Source organism: Streptomyces sp. NPDC050732 (assembly GCF_040654255.1).
Classification (GTDB): Bacteria; Actinomycetota; Actinomycetes; order Streptomycetales; family Streptomycetaceae; genus Streptomyces.
In genome coordinates this window covers 262,897-281,595 of the sequence record NZ_JBFAHP010000003.1, presented here as the reverse complement: position 1 = coordinate 281,595, position 18,699 = coordinate 262,897, and the positions used below count along the sequence as shown (strand labels likewise).

The following is an 18,699-nucleotide window of genomic DNA, read 5'->3' as shown; positions in this document are numbered from 1 at the left end:
CGCTAGGCCCGCTCCTCGTCGGCCGCGTGCCACGTTAGGCCGAACGGGGTGCCGCCGCTTCGGCCTCGTACCCGGGAACAGCCTGTCCGGTCGGCGCTGTTGCACCGGTCAGGGGCCCGCACGGCACGGGGGTTCGCGGCATGCCCGACACGCGATTCGATCAAGACTTACTTCTGCAGGAGGACCTACTCATGGCTGACCGGCCTTTGACGCTCATGGCAGTACACGCCCACCCCGACGACGAGGCCACCGGAACCGGAGGGGTTCTCGCGCGGTACGCGGCGGACGGTGTGCGCACGGTTCTCGTGACGTGTACCGACGGCGGTTGCGGTGACGGGCCGGGGGGTGTGAAGCCGGGTGACCCCGGGCACGATCCGGCGGCCGTCGCCCTGATGCGCCGTCACGAACTCAAGGCGAGCTGCGATGTCCTGAAGATCAGCGATCTGGAGATGCTGGACTATGCCGACTCCGGGATGATGGGCTGGCCGAGCAACGACGCTCCCGGGTCCTTCTGGCAGACCCCCGTGGAGGAAGGCGCCGCCCGCCTCGCGGAACTCATGCGGCACTACCGGCCCGATGTGGTCGTCACCTACGACGAGAACGGCTTCTACGGGCACCCCGACCACATCCAGGCCCACCGCATCACGATGGCGGCGCTGGAGATGGTTCCGCTGACGCCGAAGGTGTACTGGACGACGATGCCCCGCTCGGGAATGCAGCGGTTCGGCGAGATCATGCGCGAGTTCGGTGAGGACATGCCGGAGCCGGATCCCGCCGAGGCCGCCGCGCTGGCCGAGATCGGCCTTCCCGACGACGAGATCACCACGTGGGTGGACACCACCGCGTTCAGCGGCCAGAAGTTCGACGCGCTGGCCGCGCACGCCAGTCAGGGCGAGAACATCTTCTTCCTCAGGATGGGCAAGGAGAGGTTCGGCGAGTTGATGGGCATGGAGACCTTCGTACGCGTCAAGGACGCCACCGGCGCGGCCGTGCCCGAGAACGACCTCTTCGCCGGACTGCGCTGACACCGGGGAGGAAACGGGGGAGGAATCGAACGGGGATCAGCCGAAACCTGCCGCGCCCGCCGGCCCGGCAGGTTTCGGCTGCCCGGGGTCTTGACAACTCGATTGGTCTGGACCAACGATGCGCACAGCAGCGGTGGCCACCGTCGATCACTTCCTCCCCCACCCCTCCCTGGAGGCACCCCGTGGACCGTGTACGTCAGGGCAGAGCCGGTGTTCGACGGAGACTCGGTGCGGCGATCGCCGTCGGTGCGGCCGCCGCGCTCGCCGTCACCGGGCTCGCCGCACCCGCTCAATCGGCTCCCGCACAGCCGTCGGACGCATCATCGGTGAACGCACCGTCAGTGGACGTCAAAGCGGACGTCAACGTCGTCAAGAACGCCGGGTTCGAATCGGACCTGAGCAACTGGACCTGCGCCGCCAACAGCGGCACCGCCGTCACCTCCCCCGTGCACGGCGGCACGAAGGCGCTCAAGGCCACCCCGTCGGGCCAGGGCACCGCCGAGTGCTCACAGATCGTCGCGGTGAAGCCCAACTCGACGTACAAGCTCACCAGTTGGGTGCAGGGCAGCTACGCCTACCTCGGTGCCCGCGGCACCGGCACCACCGACGTGTCGACCTGGACGCCGGGCACCTCGTCCTGGCAGCAGCTCTCCACCAGCTTCACCACCGGCGCGAACACCACGTCGGTCACCGTGTACACGCACGGCTGGTACGGGCAGAGCGCGTACTACGTGGACGACGTGAGCGTCTTTGGACCCGACGGGGGCGGCGGCACCGACCCGGTCGAGATACCGGCCGTGCCGAGCGGCCTCGCGGCGGGCACGACGACGCCCACGTCGGTGGACCTGTCCTGGACCCCGGTCTCCAAGGCCACCGGCTACACCGTCTACCGCGACGGCACGAAGGTCGCCTCCACCGGCGGCGCCTCCACGACCGTCACCGGCCTCACCCCGGACACCGCCTACAGCTTCCAGGTGAGCGCGTCGAACGCGGCGGGTGAGTCCGCGAAGTCGACGGCGGTGTCCGCACGGACCGCCAAGGGCGACGGCGGCGGCGACAGCACCGTGCCCAGGCACGCGCTGACCGGCTACTGGCAGAACTTCGACAACGGCGCGACCGTGCAGAAGCTGCGGGACGTGTCCTCGCAGTACGACATCATCGCCGTCTCCTTCGCCGACGCCACTCCGACCCCCGGCCAGATCACCTTCAACCTGGCCCCGGCCGTCGGCTATGCCTCCACCGCCGACTTCAAGGCGGACATCGCCGCGAAGAAGGCCGCGGGCAAGTCCGTCATCCTCTCGGTCGGCGGCGAGAAGGGCACCATCTCCGTCAACAGCGACGCCTCCGCGACGGCGTTCGCCAACAGTGCCTACGCGCTGATGCAGGAGTACGGGTTCAACGGCGTCGACATCGACCTGGAGAACGGCCTCAACCCCACCTACATGACGAAGGCACTGCGCCAGCTCGCGGCGAAGGCGGGCCCGAAGATGGTGCTCACCATGGCGCCGCAGACCATCGACATGCAGTCCACCTCCGGCGGCTACTTCCAGACGGCACTGAACGTGAAGGACATCCTCACGGTCGTCAACATGCAGTACTACAACAGCGGTTCGATGCTGGGCTGTGACGGCAAGGTCTACAGCCAGGGCAGCGTGGACTTCCTGACCGCGCTCGCCTGCATCCAGCTGGAGGGCGGCCTCGACCCGTCGCAGGTCGGCATCGGCGTCCCCGCCTCGACGCGTGGCGCGGGCAGCGGCTACGTGGCCCCGTCGGTCGTGAACAACGCCCTGGACTGCCTGACCCGCGGCACCGGCTGCGGCTCCTTCAAGCCGTCCAGGACGTACCCGGCGCTGCGCGGCGCCATGACGTGGTCCACGAACTGGGACGCGACCGCGGGCAACGCGTGGTCGAACGCCGTCGGCCCGAAGGTGCACAGCCTCCCCTAGGGAAAGGGTGGCGAACGGGGTCACCCCAGGCGGCGGACGGCCTCGTCCATGACCCCGCGCACCAGGAGCGCGTCCGGCGCGGCAGCGGTGACCAGGACCCCGGGGCCCGCGAGCGGCGTGATGGCGGCCCACTCCCCCAGCGGGCCCGCGGACGGCTTCTGGTGCGCGAACTCCGGTCGTACGACGATGAGTTGCCCGAGCGCACGGTGGCCGGCCAGGACCGCCGGGCCGTCCCAGCCGCCGGGCGCGCCGGGGCCGCAGGACAGCTCCTGGTCGAGGAGGAGCTGTCCCGCGCGGCGCACGGTGAGGCGGCTCGTCAGGCGGCCGGGCGCTTCGCCCGTGCGGCCGAGGACCTGCTCCTCGCGCAGCACCAGGCGGGCGTCGGCGGCCAGCTCGGCCCGCGTGGTGACGCGCAGGTCACTGTCGCGCACGGAGATCAACTGCTCGGGCAGCCAGTGCAGTTCGGCGCCGTCGGCGACGGCGAGGCGGACGTCGTAGCGTGCCGTCGCCCGGGTCTGGCCCGGGAGCGCGAGGGTGGCCGCCGCCGAACCGATGTGCAGCGCCGAGCCCTGCTGGGCGGTGGCCTCGACGGTGAGGTGGTCGCCGCCCAGGGGGCCGCTCATCGCGCCGACGAGCGTGACGCGCGCCGCGGGGCCGCTGGAGCGGGTGCGGCGCAGCGCGAGCGGGCCCTCGCCGTCGAGGACGGGGAGCGACGTGCCGCCGCGGCCGTCGGCCCGCGCCTCGACGCGGGCGGTGGCGCGGATTCCCGCACCGCCCCCCTCGACGCCGGTGGCAGCCGGCCGCGGCCGGCTCTCTTCCGTGGCGTCCCGAGGGGCCGTGGCGCCCCGTGGGGCCAGTTCCACCGTCACGCCGACGCGGTCCACGTCGCGTACTGCTCGCGCACCCATGCGGCGACCGGCCCGACGCCCTCGCTCGACCGCAAGGACTGGAAGGCGACGGGGAGTTCGGCGCGCTGCGCCTTCGCGTCGGCGGCCATCCGGGCGAGGTCGGAGCCGACGTGCGGGGCCAGGTCGGTCTTGTTGACGACGAGCAGGTCGGCGGTGGAGACGCCGGGGCCGCCCTTGCGCGGGATGTCGTCGCCGCCCGCGACGTCGATGACGAAGATCTGCGCGTCGACGAGGCCCTTGGAGAAGGTGGCCGTGAGGTTGTCGCCGCCGGACTCGACGAGGATCAGGTCGAGCGGACCGACCTCGTCCTCCAGGTCCTCGACGGCCTCCAGGTTGGCGGAGATGTCGTCGCGGATCGCGGTGTGCGGGCAGGCGCCGGTCTCCACGGCGGTGATGCGCTCGGGCGGCAGGACGGCCTCGCGGAGCAGGAACTCGGCGTCCTCGCGGGTGTAGATGTCGTTGGTGACGACGGCGAGGGAGAGCTCGTCGCGCAGTTCGCGGCAGAGCGCGGCGACGGTCGCCGTCTTCCCGGAGCCGACCGGGCCGCCGAGCCCGATGCGCAGTGCGCGGCGGCGCCCGTCGGGACGGTGGGCGTCGGCGGAGACGGCGGCGGGGCCGTCGTGGGAGTGGTCGAGGTGCAGCATGACAGCTCCATGGGTCGGTGGGTGGGCCGCCAGGGGCGGGCAGGGGTGATGGGTTGGGGGCGTTACGACGCGAAGAGGCGTACCGGCCAGGCCGCGTGCGCCTCCGCGCCGATCTCCAGGAGCGGCGCGGAGGCCGCGGGCAGCGCGTCGACGCCCTCGTGGACGGCGCGTCTCGCCGCCTCGGCGGCCTGGAGTGCCACCTGGTCGACGTCGGGCGCGAGCCGGGCCAGGACGGCCGTGGCATCGAAGGGGTCGAGGCTGAGCAGCCGTACGGTGGCGGTCGCCGGTCCGCTGATCCCTTCGTACGCCGAGCAGTACGCCGCGTCTTCGGGCCCGAGTCCGGCGGCGCGGGCGGTGAGTCCGAGGACGACCGGCTGGTGGGCGCCCTTGGGAAACTGGCGGGCCAGCGCGTCGAGTTCGGGGTGCGGCCAGGTGGCGCGGGCGGCCCGCATCATCTGCCGGCCGAGGCGCCGCGCGGCGGTGCGCAGGGCGGGCGAGGGCGTGCGGGCGTCCGCGGCCGCGTCCAGGGTGCCGGGGTCGACGCCGAGGGCTGCGGCCGCCGCGAGGGCGGCCGACACGAGCCCGGAGGTGTGCAGCCGACCCCGGCAGAAGGCCTCCAGGCTCGGCGCGCCCGTGATGCGGCCCGCCTTGACGGCCGCCTCGGCGCCGCCGGAGTGGGCGTGCCCGCCGGCGGGGAAACGGCCGTCGGCCAGGACGAGAAGTGCTGCTCTGGACATGGGTGGGGTCGCCTGGTGTCGTCGGGGCCGTCAGAAGAGGAAGTACCGCTGTGCGAGCGGGAGTTCGGCGGCGGGTGACGGTTCGACGAGTTCGCCGTCGATGGTGACGGCGAAGCTGTCGGCGGCGACCTCGACCCGGGGCAGCGCGTCGTTCTCGCGCATGTCGGCCTTGCTGCGGCCGCGGGTGGAGCGGATCGCGGCGAACGGCTTGTCCAGGCCGAGGCGCTCCGGAAGGCCGTCGTGGAGCGCCGACTGGGTCACGAAGTTGACCGAGTTGAGTGCCGGGGCCCTGCCGTGCGCCCCGTACATGCGGCGCGGCAGGACCGGCTGCGGGGTGGGGATGGAGGCGTTGGCGTCGCCCATCTGCGCGTACGCGATCTGTCCGCCCTTGAGGACGAGCTGCGGCTTGACGCCGAAGAACGCCGGTTCCCACAGCACCAGGTCGGCGAGTTTGCCGGGCTCGACCGAGCCGAGTTCGTGGTCGATGCCCTGGGCGACGGCCGCGTTGATCGTGTACTTGGCGACATAGCGACGTGCGCGGTGGTTGTCGGCGCGGGTGTCCCCCGGCAGGAAGCCGCGGCGCCGCTTCATGACGTGCGCGGTCTGCCAGGTGCGCATGATGACCTCGCCGATGCGTCCCATGGCCTGGGAGTCGGAGGACATGATCGAGATGGCGCCGAGGTCGTGGAGGATGTCCTCCGCGCCGATCGTGGTGGGCCGGATGCGGGACTCGGCGAAGGCGAGGTCCTCGGGGACGGCCGGGTTGAGGTGGTGGCAGACCATCAGCATGTCGAGGTGTTCCTCGACGGTGTTGACGGTGTGCGGCCGGGTCGGGTTGGTGGAGCTCGGCAGCATGTTGGGCAGCGAGACCGCCGTGATCATGTCGGGGGCGTGGCCGCCGCCCGCACCTTCGACGTGGAAGGCGTGCAGGGTGCGGCCCGCGACGGCGTCGAAGGTGGCGTCGATGAACCCCGCCTCGTTCAGCGTGTCCGTGTGGACGGCGAGTTGGGCGCCGGTCTCCTCGCAGACGTTCAGGCAGGCGTCGATGGCGGCGGGCGTGGCGCCCCAGTCCTCGTGGATCTTGAAGCTGACGGCGCCGGCGCGGAGCTGGGCGTGCATGGACTCGGCGTTGACGGTGTTGCCCTTGCCGAGGAAGCCGATGTTGACCGGGCTGGACTCCAGGGCCGCGAACATCCGGGACAGGTGCCAGGCGCCGGGCGTGATGGTGGTCGCCTTGCTTCCCTCGGCGGGCCCGGTGCCGCCGCCGAAGAGCGTGGTGACGCCGGAGGCGAGCGCCTCGTCGACGATGGTCGGCGAGATGAAGTGGATGTGGGTGTCGATGCCGCCCGCGGTGAGGATCTTGCCGTTGCCCGCGATGACCTCGGTCTCGGGGCCGATGACGAGGTCGGGGTGGACGCCGTCCATTGTGTCCGGGTTGCCGGACTTGCCGATGCCGGTGACGCGGCCGTCGCGGATGCCTATGTCGGCCTTGACGATGCCCCAGTGGTCGATGATCACCGCGCCGGTGATGACGGTGTCGGGGGCGCCTTCGGCTCGGGTGGTGCGGGACTGGCCCATCGACTCGCGGATGACCTTGCCGCCGCCGAAGACCGACTCGTCGCCGGAGCGCCCGGGCCCGCCCGAGCGGTCCTCCTCGATCTCGATGAGAAGGTCGGTGTCGGCGAGCCGGATACGGTCGCCGGTCGTGGGGCCGAAGAGATCCGCGTACGCGGCACGGGACAGCTCAGGCATCGAGGGCACCTCCGGTTTCGCCGCGCAGACCGGGCACGACGCGCTTGCCGGCCAGCGGGACGAGTTCGACGTCGACGGGGATTCCGGGCTCGAAGCGCACGGCGGTTCCCGCGGCGATGTTGAGCCGCTTTCCGTGCGCGGCGCCGCGGTCGAAGTCCAGACCCGGGTTGGCCTCGGCGAAGTGGTAGTGGGAGCCGACCTGGACGGGACGGTCGGCGGCGTTGAGGACGGTGAGGCGGGTGACCTCGCGGTTCTCGTTGAAGGGGACGGGCTCGTCGGCGAAGAGGATCTCTCCGGGGACCGGGCCGTGGGCGGTGCCGTGCGACGCGGCATGCATGAGGGGCTGACTCCCGTCAGACGATCGGCTCGTGGACGGTGACGAGCTTCGTGCCGTCCGGGAAGGTGGCCTCGACCTGGACGTCGTGGATCATCTCCGGGATGCCGTCCATGACGTCGTCCCGGGTGAGGACCCGCCGCCCCGAGGACATGAGCTCGGCGACGGTGCGGCCGTCGCGGGCGCCTTCGAGGATGTGGGACGTGATGAGGGCGATCGCCTCGGGGTGGTTGAGCCGCAGTCCCCGCGCCCTTCGCTTCTCGGCCACATCCGCGGCCACATGGATGAGCAGTCTCTCCTGCTCGTGCGGGGTCAGTTGCACGCGTCCCACCTCACAGTCCTCGCTCCGAACCGTGCGGGGTCCGGCTGCCGCGGCCACCGCGACGGATATAGATGTAACACACAGCGAAGGCGCGCGATCTTGCGCACCCCGGTTAGAAAATCCGCTGGTGGCGTGGCACGGGAGGGTAGTTGGGAGGAGTTTCAACGAGGTTAACCAGTCGTTGACCGGCCCATGACCGTCAGCTGGGCTCCCCCATACTCATCAGGGCTCGCAGGCCGTTCTGCAGCGCCTCGACGGGGACCTCGTCGAGGCGCTGCCGGACGCACTCTGCGTGTAGGTGCGGGCCGGGCCTCCCTCGGCTGGTGAAACACTGGCCTCTCCGGCCCGCCTGGGGAGGGCGCCGTGTCCGAGACCGAGTAGCACGTGATCAAGGTGGGGCTTTGTGCCCGCGACCACGCCGTACAGATGGTGTTCGAAAGCTGCAGGTGGAGCCCGGAATGCCTCGCGTCCCTGAATCCCCAGGTCGCCTTCGTGCTGGTAGCCCTGCCCCGCGAGCCGAGAGATCAACACAAGCATGGCCGCTTCCTCGGGCACCACGATATCGAGGTCGATGATCGGCTTGGCGGCACACCCGGGCACGGCCGTACTGCCGATGTGCTCGATGGACACAGCCAGATCCGCGACGTGAGGGGCCAGCCACTGCCGCCGATCCTCGAACCGCTCGGACCATTGGGGTTCGTAGGCGCTGACCACGATCCTGTCCGTCATGTCGGCAGTCTCTCGGTGATCGCTCCATGCGATGAGCGCTGTCTGCTGCCCAGCGCGACGGCCCCGGTCAGATAGAAGGCGGCTTGTTCGATGTCGTCGTCCTGCGGCGTGAGGTCCCCCCGACCACTGTTCGACTGCGAAGGCCGCGGCCAATGCCGAGAGGTGCTGCTCGGGCCCAAAACTGTGCACGAGAGACGACGCGTCATCGCAGACCAGCCATCAAGTGGAGGACAGATCCCCGAGCCAGCGATGTCCTGGGTGGACGCGGGTGAGGAAATCGGCCAGTGCCGTGCGCTGAACTGAAGTCATGTGCGGAAGAGTCGCGTTGAAGTCTTCCTGATCCTTGGGCCGTGCGTGCTTGGCCTTGAACAGCAGGACCAGTTCAGGCGCCAGGTAAGGGATGCCGTCCGAGGTGCGGTGGACAATCTTGCTGTAGGGAAGCCGGATCGTCTCATCGTGTCGGCAGATCCAGATTCTGCCGTCGTGGGGTTCACGGAACACATCGAGCAGGTAGTCGCCGGTGGCCGGCTCGCGCAGCCAGGTCTGGTGTGTGGAGGCCAGCACATCCGGTGTGGCGTTCTCCCAGATCCGGCCGCTGCTGACCGCGTCGAAGACATATCCGGGAAAACGGCTGCGCACCTCGGGGAACTCTGCGGCAGGGACCGCGATCTCGATGTCCCCGTGTTCGCGCGTCTGCGTACCGCGGAACAGATCCAGCGCCCAGCCAGCGGCGACACACCACGGCGCGGAGACCCCGGCCAGGCGCTGTGCAACCTCACCCGGGGTCCAGCAGGCCGACCACCTTGCGTCGAGCGCATCGAGTTCGGCGGCCGACAGCTCGATGCCACCACTGGGAAGTTGCTCGCTCACCGGAATGAATCTAGCAGCAGGGTAGAAGGGGCCCCGCCTGGTTTCCCCGAGCACGTTGGGCACTCCGCGCCCTTCCCGGCGGGCGGCAGTCCGGCCGCCGCGGCGGCGAGGAGCCGAACGGCTCCTGACCTCGGGAGAACAAGCGTCGGACGCAGCGCGCTGCCGCTCGTCATCGCGGGAGTCGTGGTCGGCTTCCTCGTCACGCTGCTGGGCCTGCGCGGCGGACGCGCTGCCCGTCACCGCCGCGCTCGCGGGCGCCGTCGCGGCCGCGCTCGTGCACGGCCAGCTCGGCGTGCTCACTGGCAACCGGCGGGCGGTAGCGGGGGTGCTGGCCCTGACGCTGATCGCATGGGCCGCCTTCGGCCTCGCGGCGGCCCTGCTCGGGACGGTGCGCGCCCGGCGCCGCCAGGCCACCGCACCGGGCCCCTCAAGGCAGTCGGCGGCATCGGCGGACTGACGCGCGCTCGCTACGTCGCGTTCGGCCCCCGGTGTTCGGCCGCGATGCCGAACCGCTGCCGCTCCGACGCAGCGGACGACGTGGAGTCGATCGAGGTGACGGTACTGACCGTCCGTTCCTCGGAGGCTTCCGCGAGCCCTTCGAGGCGTTCCAGGTCGGCGGCGGAGACCAGCGCCACGAGCGGCTTGCCGTGCCGGGTGACGACGACGCGCTCGCCGCCGTAGACGACGCGGTTGATCAGCTCGGCGAGCTCTGCGCGGGCTTGCGTCACCGGAATCTCGTAGGCCATGCGTCCAGCTTAGACGCCGCTCTCGACGGGTTGCGGGCACGAGCGGCCTCCATGAGGTCCAGCCGCCCCGCGACTCCCCTCTCCCCGTCCCGGCCCTTTCCCTGCCCTCACGTAACGTACGTCCTGTACATTTTTTACAGAGCCGATCGCATCACGCCGCGACCGGAAGAAGAGAGGCGAGCCATGAATCAGCCGTCCGCCCGTCCGTCTGCCCGCCACGTCCTGCCCGAGTTCACCGAACGCACCAGTACGGGGGCGCGGACCATGGACCCGTACTCCAAGCTGCTCGAAGAGCGGATCGTCTTCCTCGGCACCCCCGTCGACGCCACCTCGGCGAACGACGTGATGGCGCAGTTCATGCACCTGGAGTACCAGGCACCGGACCGCGACATCTCGCTGTACATCAACTCCCCCGGCGGCTCGTTCACCGCGATGACCGCGATCTACGACACGATGCGGTTCGTCAGCTGCGACGTGGAGACGATCTGCCTGGGCCAGGCCGCGTCCGGCGCCGCCGTGCTGCTCGCCGCCGGCACGCCCGGCAAGCGGTTCGCGCTGCCCGGCGCACGCGTCCTGATCCACCAGCCGGCCATCTCCGAACCCCTCCAGGGCCAGGCCACGGACCTGGCGATCCAGGCCGATGAACTCCTGCGCACAAGGCGGCAGTTGGAAGAGCTGCTCGCACGGCACACCGGGCAGAGCCCGGAGCAGATCACCGCGGACATCGAGCGGGACAAGATCTTCGACGCCCCGGCGGCCCTGGAGTACGGGCTCGTGGACCGGATCATCCCGAGCCGCAAGGCCTCGCTCGCCGCGCGCGACCCGAGGTGAGCCGCCGGTGCTGCCGCCCGAACTGCCCCCTTTGCCCGCCCTCACGCACGCCGAGGCAGAGTTGATCGACCGGTATCTCGAAGTCGTCGACCTGCTCGGCCGCATCAATCCGGCGCGCGCCGAGCACACCTACGGCGGCCTGCGCGCCGCCCAGGCCCTGGTCGGCCGGGCGACCGCGCTGCGGGACGCGCTCGCCCTCATGCACCAGCGGGGCGAGACTGAGGTGCACGCGCCCACGCTGGCCCGGGCGCTGCGCGTCCTCGACGGCGAGCGGCGGGCGGGGCGACTCACCGTGCCGCCTCCGCAAGGCTCCTGAAGCCCCGTCGGCCGCCACGCTCCCGACATCGGAACCGTCCGGGGCGACTTCGAAACGGACCAGTCGGGCTACCCCGGACGGCGTACCCGGGCGTCGTCATCCGCGCGGTCCGAAGTTGCGTCCAGCGAGTACAGCATGGGCGGAATCGGGCATTCCGCTGCTGGTCGAGCGGTCGTCAGAGAGTGCGGCGGAACGTCGAATTCGGCAGTGTCCACCTGAACAGGTCAGTCGTGAGGAGCCTCACAAAACACCGTTTCGACTCGGTTTTCGGACCTGTTTCGGGTCAAGATCCCTTCCGACGACAAGCCCCCGCCACAGCGGCGGGGCGGTCCGGGCGGACGCCGAGTCCTGCCGCCACCCGGATGACCGGTCGACATCGGTGCAACGGCAGGAGTGGAGGACCCAGGTACGACGGGCCCGTCCGGGAAGTCCGGACGACGCCCTTGGGGTGAAGCCGCAGAGCACGACGCGGCCGGGCATCTTCGCCTGCCCGAACCCGACAGGTCATCCTTCACAGGCGGCTGACGAAGGGTTGCGCATGACCGCGCTGAATCATGTTCCGTCGCTGCTCAGCAGGACAGGGGCCGCATCGGCCCTCACGCTCGCCGTGGTAGGCGGCACCGTCATGGCCCCCGGGCTCACGTCGGAGGCCGAGGCAGCGACACACGGAACGAAGGCGCTCAAGATCGCGGCGTCCAAGAAGGGCTCCCCGTACGGCTACGGGGCAGCGGGACCCAACCGGTTCGACTGCTCGGGGCTGACGCTCTACTCGTTCAAGAAGACGGGCAAGAAGCTGCCTCGCACGGCCGCCGCGCAGTACAACAAGACCAAGCACATCTCCAGGTCCCAGCGGACCCGTGGTGATCTGGTGTTCTTCCACTCCGGTCGGAACGTCTACCACGTCGGGATCTACGCGGGTAACAACCGCATCTGGCACGCCCCCAAGAGGGGGACCGTGGTGCGCCTGGAGAAGATCTGGTCCAACAGCGTCTGGTACGGCAGGGTGCGCTGACCGCACCGTCCAGCGCGGCGTCCGTGGACGGCGGCCGAGCCCGTCAGCGGGCGTCGTCACGCGAGCCGCGCTGGACAGGTGCCTGCCAGGGCAGCGCGATCCACACGGTCTTGCCGCCCTCGTCGGTGGGGCTGACCGAGAGCCTGCCGCCGCACTCGGCCGCCAGCCAGCGGATGATGACCATGCCGCGGCCGTTGTCCTGCTGGACGGCCGCGGGGAGCCGCTTGGGGTAGCGGGGGTGGCTGTCGGTGACACCGATGCGCAACTGTTCGTCGCGGTCCAGTTCGAGGTCCACGGTGAAGGTGGGCGACTGGCCGAGCGTGTGCTGCACGGCGTTGGTGGCGAGTTCAGAGACGATCAGCCTGATCGTGTCGGCCACCTCCGCGTCACCTGGCAGGCCCCATTCCGCGAGCGCGCGGGATACGAATTTCCGGGCGGCGGGGACCGAGACAGGATCGCTCGGCAGGGTGACGGAGGCTTCCTGGTGGTCTGCCATGGCGACGTTGTCCCTTTCCCACCGGGACCGGTCTCCGGCTCGCGGCGGATGACTCGCTGACAGTCCCGGACTGGTGCTTCGCGCCAGCCTGCCACTCCTTGGCCGGTCACGGGTGGCGATCCACCGAGATGTGCATATATCTGTCGCTCGAAGCGGTGAACTCTGCTACGGCAGACCGTATTTGGGCGGGAGAGCGGTACTTCCTCTAATCTCGCCTACTGCCCTGCCCTGCCGCCGGGAGATCCGACGGCTCCGTCCGAAAGGAGACGGGCATGCAGTACGGCCCGGCGGTGCGCCGTCGTCAGCTCGGCGCCGCCCTGCGTGCCCTGCGCGGTCACGCGGGACTCACCAGCAGCGAGGCCGCCGCCAAGGTCGGCTGGCACCAGTCCAAGGTGAGCCGGATCGAGACGGGCCGCAGTGGCGTGAAGGCCGCCGACGTGCGGCTGCTGATGGAGGCATATCAGGTCAAGGATCCGCAGCGCAGCGAGCTGCTCATCGCGTTCGCCGGCGCCGACGACCCGGGCGCGGGACGTCATCACTGGTGGAAGGCCTATCGCGATCTGCTGCCCGCCACCTACCGCGATTTCATCAGCCTGGAGTCGCAGGCGAGCTGGGTGCGCACGCTGGAGACCTCCGTGGTCCCCGGTCTGCTGCAGACCTCCGAGTACGCACGCGCGGTGACCCGGGCCGCGCTCGGCGAGCTGCCGGAGGAGCAGGTCGAGGCGTTGGTGGAGGTCCGCCTCGCCCGGCAGGACGTGCTGCGCTCGGATCCGCCGCTGCGGTTGAGCGTGGTCATGGATGAGGCGGTGCTGCGGCGGCCGGTGGGCGGGGCGGGTGTCTTCGCGGGGCAGTTGATCCGGTTGAGGGAGGCGTCTCACATGCCTCACGTTCGGCTTCAGGTGTTGCCGTTCGCCGCAGGTGAGCATGTGGGCCTGATCGGTCCTTTCGTTATTTTTTCATTTCCGGACATTGCTGATCTGGATGTGGTTGTTCTCGACCATTTGACGAGTAGCCTCTACCTCGAACGGAAAGAAGACCTCCAGGCGTACACGGAGGCCTTCAACTCCCTTCAGGTACAAGCGCTCTCACCCGAGGACTCAACGGATTTCATCGCCGGGCTATGCGACGGCGCGTAAGGAGGCACAATGACCGCAATGCCTCGGTACGTACCTTCCAGCACGAGAATTCAAGGTGCGCGGTGGCAGCGCAGCAGCTACAGCAACGGAATGAACAACTGTGTCGAGACGGCCACTCTCGACTCGGAACCGCTGACCGGCCTGCGTGCCGTGCGTGATTCCAAGAACATCGCAGGGCCAGCCCTGCTCTTCTCCCCCGGCCCCTGGGAGTCGTTCATCAACTGCCTCCGGTAAGCGGCCCCGGCCCCGCGCGGGCCCGGCACGCTTCATCGGGGTGCGTTGCGGCTGATCACCCGTACCGCACCGGCGAGCTGTGCGTCGGTGAGATCGGCGCGGGCGGTCAGCCGCAGCCGTGAGATGCCGTCCGGCACCGACGGCGGCCGGAAGCAGCCCACGGCGAGACCCTCCGCCCGGCAGTCGGCGGCCCACCGGACGGCCTGCTCCGGTGACGGCGCGCGTACGGAGACGACGGCGGCGTCGGGGCGCACCGCCGACAGACCGTCGGCCGTGAGGCGGCGATGCAGCTTGGCCGCGACCTCGCGGACCCGTGCCGCCCTGCCGGGTTCGCGGCGCAGCAGGCGCAGGGCCGCGAGGGCGGCGCCGGCCGCGGCGGGCGCGAGCCCCGTGTCGAAGATGAAGGTGCGGGCGGCGTTCACCAGGTGCTCGATGACCCCGGCGGGGCCGAGTACGGCGCCGCCCTGGCTGCCGAGGGACTTCGAGAGGGTGAGGGTGACCACGGTGTCGCCCGCGCCCGCGAGCCCCGCCGCGTACGGGGCGCCCCGGCCGCCGTCGCCGAGCACACCGAGACCGTGGGCGTCGTCGACGATCAGCCCCGCACCGAATTCCCGGCAGACCGCGGCCAGTTCCGCGAGCGGCGCCATATCGCCGTCGACCGAGAACACCGAGTCGGACACCAGGACGGCGGGGCCGCCGTGCGCGTCCAGCGTCTTGCGGACCGCCTCGGGGTCGGCGTGCGGCACCACCTGCGTCGTCCCGCGCGCGAGCCGGCACCCGTCGATCAGGGACGCGTGGTTGCCCGCGTCGGAGACGATCAGTGAGCCGTGCGGGGCGAGCGCGGTGACGGCGGCGAGGTTCGCCGCGTAACCGGAGGAGAAGACGAGGGCCGCCTCGGCGCCGCAGAAATCGGCGAGCTCACGCTCCAGTTCGGCGTGCAGCTCCGTGGACCCCGTGACGAGCCGGGAACCGGTGGCGCCGCCGCCCCAGCGCCGGGCCGCGGCGGCCGCGCCCTCGGTGACCTCGGGGTGCCGGGTCAGGCCCAGGTAGTCGTTTCCCGCCAGATCGAGGAGGCCGTCCGCCTCGGCGGGGCGCGGGCGCAGGGTGCGGACGAGCCCGGCGTCCGCGCGCAGCCGCGCCTGTTCGTCGAGCCAGCCGAACGCGGTGCGCGGTGCGCGGTCGTGGGCGTCGTCGAGGGTGTGGTCCGACGCTCTGCCCGGCGCGGTGGACGCGCCCGTCACGGGGTGCCTGTTTGTAGACATTGCACAGACCTTAGTGGTCGTGCCACCTGGCCAGGGTGTGGCAATACCCACACCTCAAACCGTTTCTGTTGTGCGAACTCTCCTTGGCCCGGCAGGCTGCCGTGCGTAAGGATCAGCGCCATGGACCTGCTGAACACGCTGGTGGACAAGGGGCTTCGGCGCGAACTGCCGACCCGTGAAGAGGCGCTGGCCGTGCTGGCCACCTCCGACGACGAACTCCTGGACGTAGTGGCCGCCGCCGGAAAGGTGCGGCGGCAGTGGTTCGGGCGACGGGTGAAACTCAACTATCTGGTCAACCTCAAGTCGGGTCTGTGCCCCGAGGACTGCTCGTACTGTTCGCAGCGCCTCGGTTCCAAGGCCGAGATCCTGAAGTACACCTGGCTGAAGCCCGACGAGGCCTCGCAGGCCGCCGCGGCCGGGGTCGCGGGCGGCGCCAAGCGGGTCTGTCTGGTCGCCAGCGGCCGCGGCCCGACGGACCGTGACGTCGACCGGGTCGCGCAGACCATCGCGGCCGTCAAGGAGCAGAACGAGGGCGTCGAGGTGTGTGCCTGCCTCGGCCTGCTCTCGGACGGCCAGGCGGAGCGGCTGCGGGGTGCGGGCGCCGACGCGTACAACCACAACCTGAACACGTCCGAGGCGACGTACGCGGACATCACCAAGACCCACACGTACGCGGACCGCGTCGACACCGTGCAGAAGGCGCACGCGGCGGGGCTCTCCGCCTGCTCGGGGCTGATCGCGGGCATGGGCGAGCAGGACGAGGACCTGGTCGACGTCGTCTTCTCGCTGCGCGAGCTCGACCCGGACTCGGTGCCGGTGAACTTCCTGATCCCCTTCGAGGGCACGCCGCTGGCGAAGGAGTGGAACCTCACGCCGCAGCGCTGTCTGCGCATCCTCGCGATGGTCCGCTTCGTCTGCCCGGACATCGAGGTGCGCATCGCGGGCGGCCGGGAGGTCCATCTGCGCTCGCTGCAGCCGCTCGCCCTGAACATCGCCAACTCCATCTTCCTGGGCGACTACCTGACCAGCGAGGGCCAGGCGGGCAAGGCCGACCTGGAGATGATCGCGGACGCCGGTTTCGAGGTCGAGGGCACGGACCAGGTGACGCTGCCGCGGCACCGCGCCGACGCGGCGGCCGCCGCGGCCGAGGGCTGCGGCTCGCACGACGGGGGCGGGTGCGGGCCGTGCGGGGGCTCCGAGCCGGCCGCCGAGCCCGCGGCGGAACCGTCGGCCGCACCCGCGGCCGGGTCCGGTGAGGCGCGGACGGACCTGGTGGCGGTACGCCGCCGGGGCGCGGGAACGGACCTGGCCCCCAATGCCTGACCTCTCCACGGCGGACCTGCTCGCGCTCGACCGACAGCACGTCTGGCACCCCTACGGGCCGATGCCGGGCCGCCAGGAACCCCTGGTCGTCGAGTCCGCGAGCGGCGTCCGGATGCGTCTCGCGGACGGCGGCACCGAGCTGATCGACGGCATGTCGTCCTGGTGGTCGGCGATCCACGGCTACAACCACCCGGTGCTCAACGACGCGGTGCGCGGCCAGCTGGACCGCATGAGCCACGTCATGTTCGGCGGCCTGACGCACGAGCCCGCCGTCGCGCTCGCCAAGCGCCTCGTCGACATCACCCCCGACGGTCTTGAGCACGTCTTCCTCTCCGACTCGGGTTCCGTCGCGGTCGAGGTCGCGGTGAAGATGTGCCTGCAGCACTGGCGCTCGCTCGGCCGCCCCGAGAAGCGGCGGATGCTGACGTGGCGCGGCGGCTACCACGGCGACACCTGGCAGCCGATGGCCGTGTGCGACCCCAAGGGCGGCATGCACGAGCTGTGGCAGGGGGTGCTGCCGCAGCAGGTGTTCGCGGACGCGCCACCGAGTGGTTTCGACGCGTACGAGGAGTCGTACGCCGAGCACCTCCATGAGCTCGTCGGGCGGCACGCCCACGAACTCGCCGCGGTGATCGTCGAACCCGTGGTGCAGGGGGCCGGTGGGATGCGGTTCCACTCCCCCGGCTACCTGCGTGCCCTGCGGGAGGCGTGCGACGCCCACGACGTGCTCCTGGTGTTCGACGAGATCGCGACGGGCTTCGGTCGTACGGGCGCGCTGTTCGCGGCCGACCACGCGGGTGTCTCCCCCGATGTGATGTGCGTCGGCAAGGCGCTGACCGGCGGCTATCTGTCGATGGCGGCGACGCTGTGCACGGCACGGGTCGCCGACGGCATTTCGCGGGGCGAGGTGCCGGTCCTGGCGCACGGTCCGACGTTCATGGGCAATCCGCTGGCCGCCGCGGTGGCCGGCGCCTCGATCGACCTGCTGCTCGGGCAGGACTGGGCGACCGAGGTCAAGCGCATCGAGTCGGGCCTGCGGAACGGCCTGGCCGAGGCCGCCGCTCTCCCCGCGGTACGGGAGGTCCGTGTCCTCGGGGCGATCGGTGTCGTACAGCTGGACCACCCGGTGGACATGGCCGCGGCGACCCGTGCGGCGGTGCGCGAGGGTGTGTGGGTGCGGCCGTTCCGCGACCTGATCTACACGATGCCGCCGTTCGTCACGGGCGACGACGACGTGGCACGGATCGCGCGCGCGGTGTGCGCGGCGGCGAAGGAGGGGTGACGTGACGGTGATCGTGGTGTCCGGTACGGGCACGGAGATCGGGAAGACGGTGACGACCGCCGCCGTGGCCGCGGTGGCCCTGGCGGCCGGGCGCAGCGTCGCCGTGCTCAAGCCGGCGCAGACCGGGGTGGCGCCCGGTGGCCCCGGCGACGCGCAGGAGGTGACGCGGCTCGCGGGGGACGGCGTCACCACGCTCGAACTCGCCCGCTACCCCGAGCCGTTGGCGCCCGACGTCGCGGCGCGGCGGGCCGGTCTCGCGCAGGTCCACCCGCAGGACGTGGCCGACGCGGCGGCGAAGCTCGCGACCGAGCACGACCTGGTCCTCGTCGAGGGGGCGGGCGGGCTGCTGGTGCGCCTCGACGACGAGGGCGGCACCTTGGCGGACGCGGCCCGGCTCCTGGACGCGCCGGTCCTGCTGGTCGTCACGGCGGGCCTCGGCACGCTCAACTCCACGGCGCTGGCGGCGGAAGCGCTGCGGGCGCGCGGTGTACGCCAGCTGGGTCCTGTGATCGGCAGCTGGCCGGCCGACCCCGACCTGGCGTCCCGCTGCAACCTCGCGGACCTGCCGAAGGACGCGGGCACCCCGCTCCTCGGCGCGGTCCCGGAGGGCGCCGGTTCGTTGCACGCCCCCACCTTCCGCGCGGAAGCGGGGAGTTGGCTGGGCCCGCAGCTGGGCGGCACGTGGGACGGAGCGGTGTTCGCGGAGCGTGAGGGGCTGGGTACCGGGTGACATCGAGGCGGGGCGCGGCGTCCCCTTGGGGTCGCCCGTCCCGCCCTCGGGGCACCATGGCGGT

At 71.0% G+C, this 18,699-nt stretch carries 22 protein-coding genes and 1 riboswitch; of the genes, 11 read left to right on the top strand and 11 right to left on the bottom strand.

Going from position 1 to position 18,699, the window contains the following annotated elements; all coding sequences use genetic code 11:
- The first annotated feature begins 191 nt into the window (after positions 1-191).
- Together AB0H82_RS04730 and AB0H82_RS04725 are read left to right on the top strand one after the other, a co-directional pair.
- Complete coding sequence (locus AB0H82_RS04730) at positions 192-1,025, top strand: PIG-L family deacetylase (protein ID WP_362988774.1); 834 nt, start codon at positions 192-194, stop codon at positions 1,023-1,025.
- 182 nt (positions 1,026-1,207) lie between these two features.
- Positions 1,208-2,971, top strand: coding sequence for a glycoside hydrolase family 18 protein (locus AB0H82_RS04725; protein WP_362988772.1), 1,764 nt, complete (start codon positions 1,208-1,210; stop codon positions 2,969-2,971).
- A gap of 20 nt (positions 2,972-2,991) precedes the next feature.
- Here the strand turns inward: AB0H82_RS04725 and AB0H82_RS04720 are convergent, their stop codons facing one another.
- From AB0H82_RS04720 to AB0H82_RS04685, 8 genes are all read right to left on the bottom strand, one after another.
- A complete protein-coding gene (locus AB0H82_RS04720; protein WP_362988770.1) occupies positions 2,992-3,879 on the bottom strand; it encodes an urease accessory protein UreD in 888 nt (295 codons plus the stop codon).
- Entirely contained in the window at positions 3,837-4,520 is a 684-nt protein-coding gene (ureG, locus tag AB0H82_RS04715; RefSeq protein ID WP_362988842.1) for an urease accessory protein UreG, read from the bottom strand. The genes AB0H82_RS04720 and ureG overlap by 43 nt, the downstream gene beginning before the upstream one ends.
- A gap of 65 nt (positions 4,521-4,585) precedes the next feature.
- Positions 4,586-5,260, bottom strand: coding sequence for an urease accessory UreF family protein (locus AB0H82_RS04710; RefSeq protein WP_362988768.1), 675 nt, complete (start codon positions 5,258-5,260; stop codon positions 4,586-4,588).
- A 30-nt stretch (positions 5,261-5,290) separates the two neighbouring features.
- Positions 5,291-7,012: an urease subunit alpha gene (locus AB0H82_RS04705; protein WP_362988766.1), complete on the bottom strand. Its 1,722-nt coding sequence runs from the start codon at positions 7,010-7,012 to the stop codon at positions 5,291-5,293.
- Positions 7,005-7,349, bottom strand: a complete 345-nt coding sequence (locus tag AB0H82_RS04700) for an urease subunit beta (RefSeq protein ID WP_362988764.1) — start codon at positions 7,347-7,349, stop codon at positions 7,005-7,007. Before AB0H82_RS04700 ends, AB0H82_RS04705 begins: the two co-directional genes overlap by 8 nt.
- Positions 7,350-7,365: 16 nt before the next feature.
- Entirely contained in the window at positions 7,366-7,668 is a 303-nt protein-coding gene (locus AB0H82_RS04695) for an urease subunit gamma (protein ID WP_362988762.1), read from the bottom strand.
- A 222-nt stretch (positions 7,669-7,890) separates the two neighbouring features.
- The gene (locus AB0H82_RS04690) at positions 7,891-8,397 is read right to left on the bottom strand and encodes a GrpB family protein (protein ID WP_362988760.1); all 507 of its coding nucleotides are present in this window, start codon (positions 8,395-8,397) and stop codon (positions 7,891-7,893) included.
- 219 nt (positions 8,398-8,616) lie between these two features.
- Positions 8,617-9,267 carry a hypothetical protein gene (locus AB0H82_RS04685; RefSeq protein WP_362988758.1) on the bottom strand — a complete coding sequence of 217 codons (651 nt, stop codon included), beginning with the start codon at positions 9,265-9,267 and terminating at the stop codon, positions 8,617-8,619.
- Positions 9,268-9,322: 55 nt separating this feature from the next.
- Here AB0H82_RS04685 and AB0H82_RS04680 point away from each other — a divergent pair, with 55 nt between their 5' ends.
- Positions 9,323-9,724, top strand: coding sequence for a hypothetical protein (locus tag AB0H82_RS04680; protein ID WP_362988756.1), 402 nt, complete (start codon positions 9,323-9,325; stop codon positions 9,722-9,724).
- 10 nt (positions 9,725-9,734) lie between these two features.
- On the opposite strand, the gene AB0H82_RS04675 is transcribed toward AB0H82_RS04680, so the two are convergent.
- Positions 9,735-10,013, bottom strand: coding sequence for a type II toxin-antitoxin system Phd/YefM family antitoxin (locus tag AB0H82_RS04675; RefSeq protein WP_362988753.1), 279 nt, complete (start codon positions 10,011-10,013; stop codon positions 9,735-9,737).
- Positions 10,014-10,196: 183 nt separating this feature from the next.
- Between AB0H82_RS04675 and AB0H82_RS04670 the strand changes: the two genes are divergently transcribed.
- From AB0H82_RS04670 to AB0H82_RS04660, 3 genes are all read left to right on the top strand, one after another.
- Positions 10,197-10,844 (top strand): ATP-dependent Clp protease proteolytic subunit, encoded by a 648-nt coding sequence (locus tag AB0H82_RS04670; protein WP_362988751.1) that lies wholly within the window; start codon positions 10,197-10,199, stop codon positions 10,842-10,844.
- 7 nt (positions 10,845-10,851) lie between these two features.
- Complete coding sequence (locus AB0H82_RS04665) at positions 10,852-11,160, top strand: hypothetical protein (RefSeq protein ID WP_362988750.1); 309 nt, start codon at positions 10,852-10,854, stop codon at positions 11,158-11,160.
- A gap of 358 nt (positions 11,161-11,518) precedes the next feature.
- Positions 11,519-11,695, top strand: a riboswitch (cyclic di-AMP (ydaO/yuaA leader).
- Between the two features lie 3 nt (positions 11,696-11,698).
- Positions 11,699-12,172: a C40 family peptidase gene (locus AB0H82_RS04660; RefSeq protein ID WP_362988748.1), complete on the top strand. Its 474-nt coding sequence runs from the start codon at positions 11,699-11,701 to the stop codon at positions 12,170-12,172.
- A 43-nt stretch (positions 12,173-12,215) separates the two neighbouring features.
- On the opposite strand, the gene AB0H82_RS04655 is transcribed toward AB0H82_RS04660, so the two are convergent.
- Positions 12,216-12,668, bottom strand: coding sequence for an ATP-binding protein (locus AB0H82_RS04655; RefSeq protein ID WP_362988746.1), 453 nt, complete (start codon positions 12,666-12,668; stop codon positions 12,216-12,218).
- Between the two features lie 272 nt (positions 12,669-12,940).
- Between AB0H82_RS04655 and AB0H82_RS04650 the strand changes: the two genes are divergently transcribed.
- Positions 12,941-13,804 (top strand): helix-turn-helix transcriptional regulator, encoded by an 864-nt coding sequence (locus AB0H82_RS04650; protein WP_362988744.1) that lies wholly within the window; start codon positions 12,941-12,943, stop codon positions 13,802-13,804.
- A 9-nt stretch (positions 13,805-13,813) separates the two neighbouring features.
- Positions 13,814-14,038 carry a DUF397 domain-containing protein gene (locus tag AB0H82_RS04645; RefSeq protein WP_362988742.1) on the top strand — a complete coding sequence of 75 codons (225 nt, stop codon included), beginning with the start codon at positions 13,814-13,816 and terminating at the stop codon, positions 14,036-14,038.
- A gap of 32 nt (positions 14,039-14,070) precedes the next feature.
- On the opposite strand, the gene AB0H82_RS04640 is transcribed toward AB0H82_RS04645, so the two are convergent.
- On the bottom strand, positions 14,071-15,300 hold the full coding sequence (locus AB0H82_RS04640; RefSeq protein WP_362988740.1) for an 8-amino-7-oxononanoate synthase: 1,230 nt from the start codon (positions 15,298-15,300) through the stop codon (positions 14,071-14,073).
- Positions 15,301-15,420: 120 nt separating this feature from the next.
- On the opposite strand from AB0H82_RS04640, the gene bioB reads away from it, so the two are divergent.
- From bioB to bioD, 3 genes are read left to right on the top strand one after another with little or no spacing between them, the layout of a single operon-like run.
- A complete protein-coding gene (bioB, locus tag AB0H82_RS04635; RefSeq protein WP_362988738.1) occupies positions 15,421-16,623 on the top strand; it encodes a biotin synthase BioB in 1,203 nt (400 codons plus the stop codon).
- Entirely contained in the window at positions 16,616-17,905 is a 1,290-nt protein-coding gene (locus AB0H82_RS04630) for an adenosylmethionine--8-amino-7-oxononanoate transaminase (protein ID WP_362988736.1), read from the top strand. The genes bioB and AB0H82_RS04630 overlap by 8 nt, the downstream gene beginning before the upstream one ends.
- A gap of 1 nt (position 17,906) precedes the next feature.
- Entirely contained in the window at positions 17,907-18,635 is a 729-nt protein-coding gene (bioD, locus tag AB0H82_RS04625) for a dethiobiotin synthase (protein WP_362988734.1), read from the top strand.
- Positions 18,636-18,699: the final 64 nt, after the last annotated feature.

Excerpts from the sequence above, each read along its gene's own strand:
- AB0H82_RS04730 (WP_362988774.1), top strand. The coding sequence starts at position 192 with ATGGCTGACCGGCCTTTGACGCTCATGGCAGTACACGCCCACCCCGAC.
- AB0H82_RS04720 (WP_362988770.1), bottom strand. The coding sequence starts at position 3,879 with ATGGGTGCGCGAGCAGTACGCGACGTGGACCGCGTCGGCGTGACGGTG.
- AB0H82_RS04710 (WP_362988768.1), bottom strand. The coding sequence starts at position 5,260 with ATGTCCAGAGCAGCACTTCTCGTCCTGGCCGACGGCCGTTTCCCCGCC.
- AB0H82_RS04705 (WP_362988766.1), bottom strand. The coding sequence starts at position 7,012 with ATGCCTGAGCTGTCCCGTGCCGCGTACGCGGATCTCTTCGGCCCCACG.
- AB0H82_RS04700 (WP_362988764.1), bottom strand. The coding sequence starts at position 7,349 with ATGCATGCCGCGTCGCACGGCACCGCCCACGGCCCGGTCCCCGGAGAG.
- AB0H82_RS04690 (WP_362988760.1), bottom strand. The coding sequence starts at position 8,397 with ATGACGGACAGGATCGTGGTCAGCGCCTACGAACCCCAATGGTCCGAG.
- AB0H82_RS04675 (WP_362988753.1), bottom strand. The coding sequence starts at position 10,013 with ATGGCCTACGAGATTCCGGTGACGCAAGCCCGCGCAGAGCTCGCCGAG.
- AB0H82_RS04670 (WP_362988751.1), top strand. The coding sequence starts at position 10,197 with ATGAATCAGCCGTCCGCCCGTCCGTCTGCCCGCCACGTCCTGCCCGAG.
- AB0H82_RS04660 (WP_362988748.1), top strand. The coding sequence starts at position 11,699 with ATGACCGCGCTGAATCATGTTCCGTCGCTGCTCAGCAGGACAGGGGCC.
- AB0H82_RS04655 (WP_362988746.1), bottom strand. The coding sequence starts at position 12,668 with ATGGCAGACCACCAGGAAGCCTCCGTCACCCTGCCGAGCGATCCTGTC.
- AB0H82_RS04650 (WP_362988744.1), top strand. The coding sequence starts at position 12,941 with ATGCAGTACGGCCCGGCGGTGCGCCGTCGTCAGCTCGGCGCCGCCCTG.
- AB0H82_RS04645 (WP_362988742.1), top strand. The coding sequence starts at position 13,814 with ATGACCGCAATGCCTCGGTACGTACCTTCCAGCACGAGAATTCAAGGT.
- AB0H82_RS04640 (WP_362988740.1), bottom strand. The coding sequence starts at position 15,300 with ATGTCTACAAACAGGCACCCCGTGACGGGCGCGTCCACCGCGCCGGGC.
- bioB (WP_362988738.1), top strand. The coding sequence starts at position 15,421 with ATGGACCTGCTGAACACGCTGGTGGACAAGGGGCTTCGGCGCGAACTG.
- AB0H82_RS04630 (WP_362988736.1), top strand. The coding sequence starts at position 16,616 with ATGCCTGACCTCTCCACGGCGGACCTGCTCGCGCTCGACCGACAGCAC.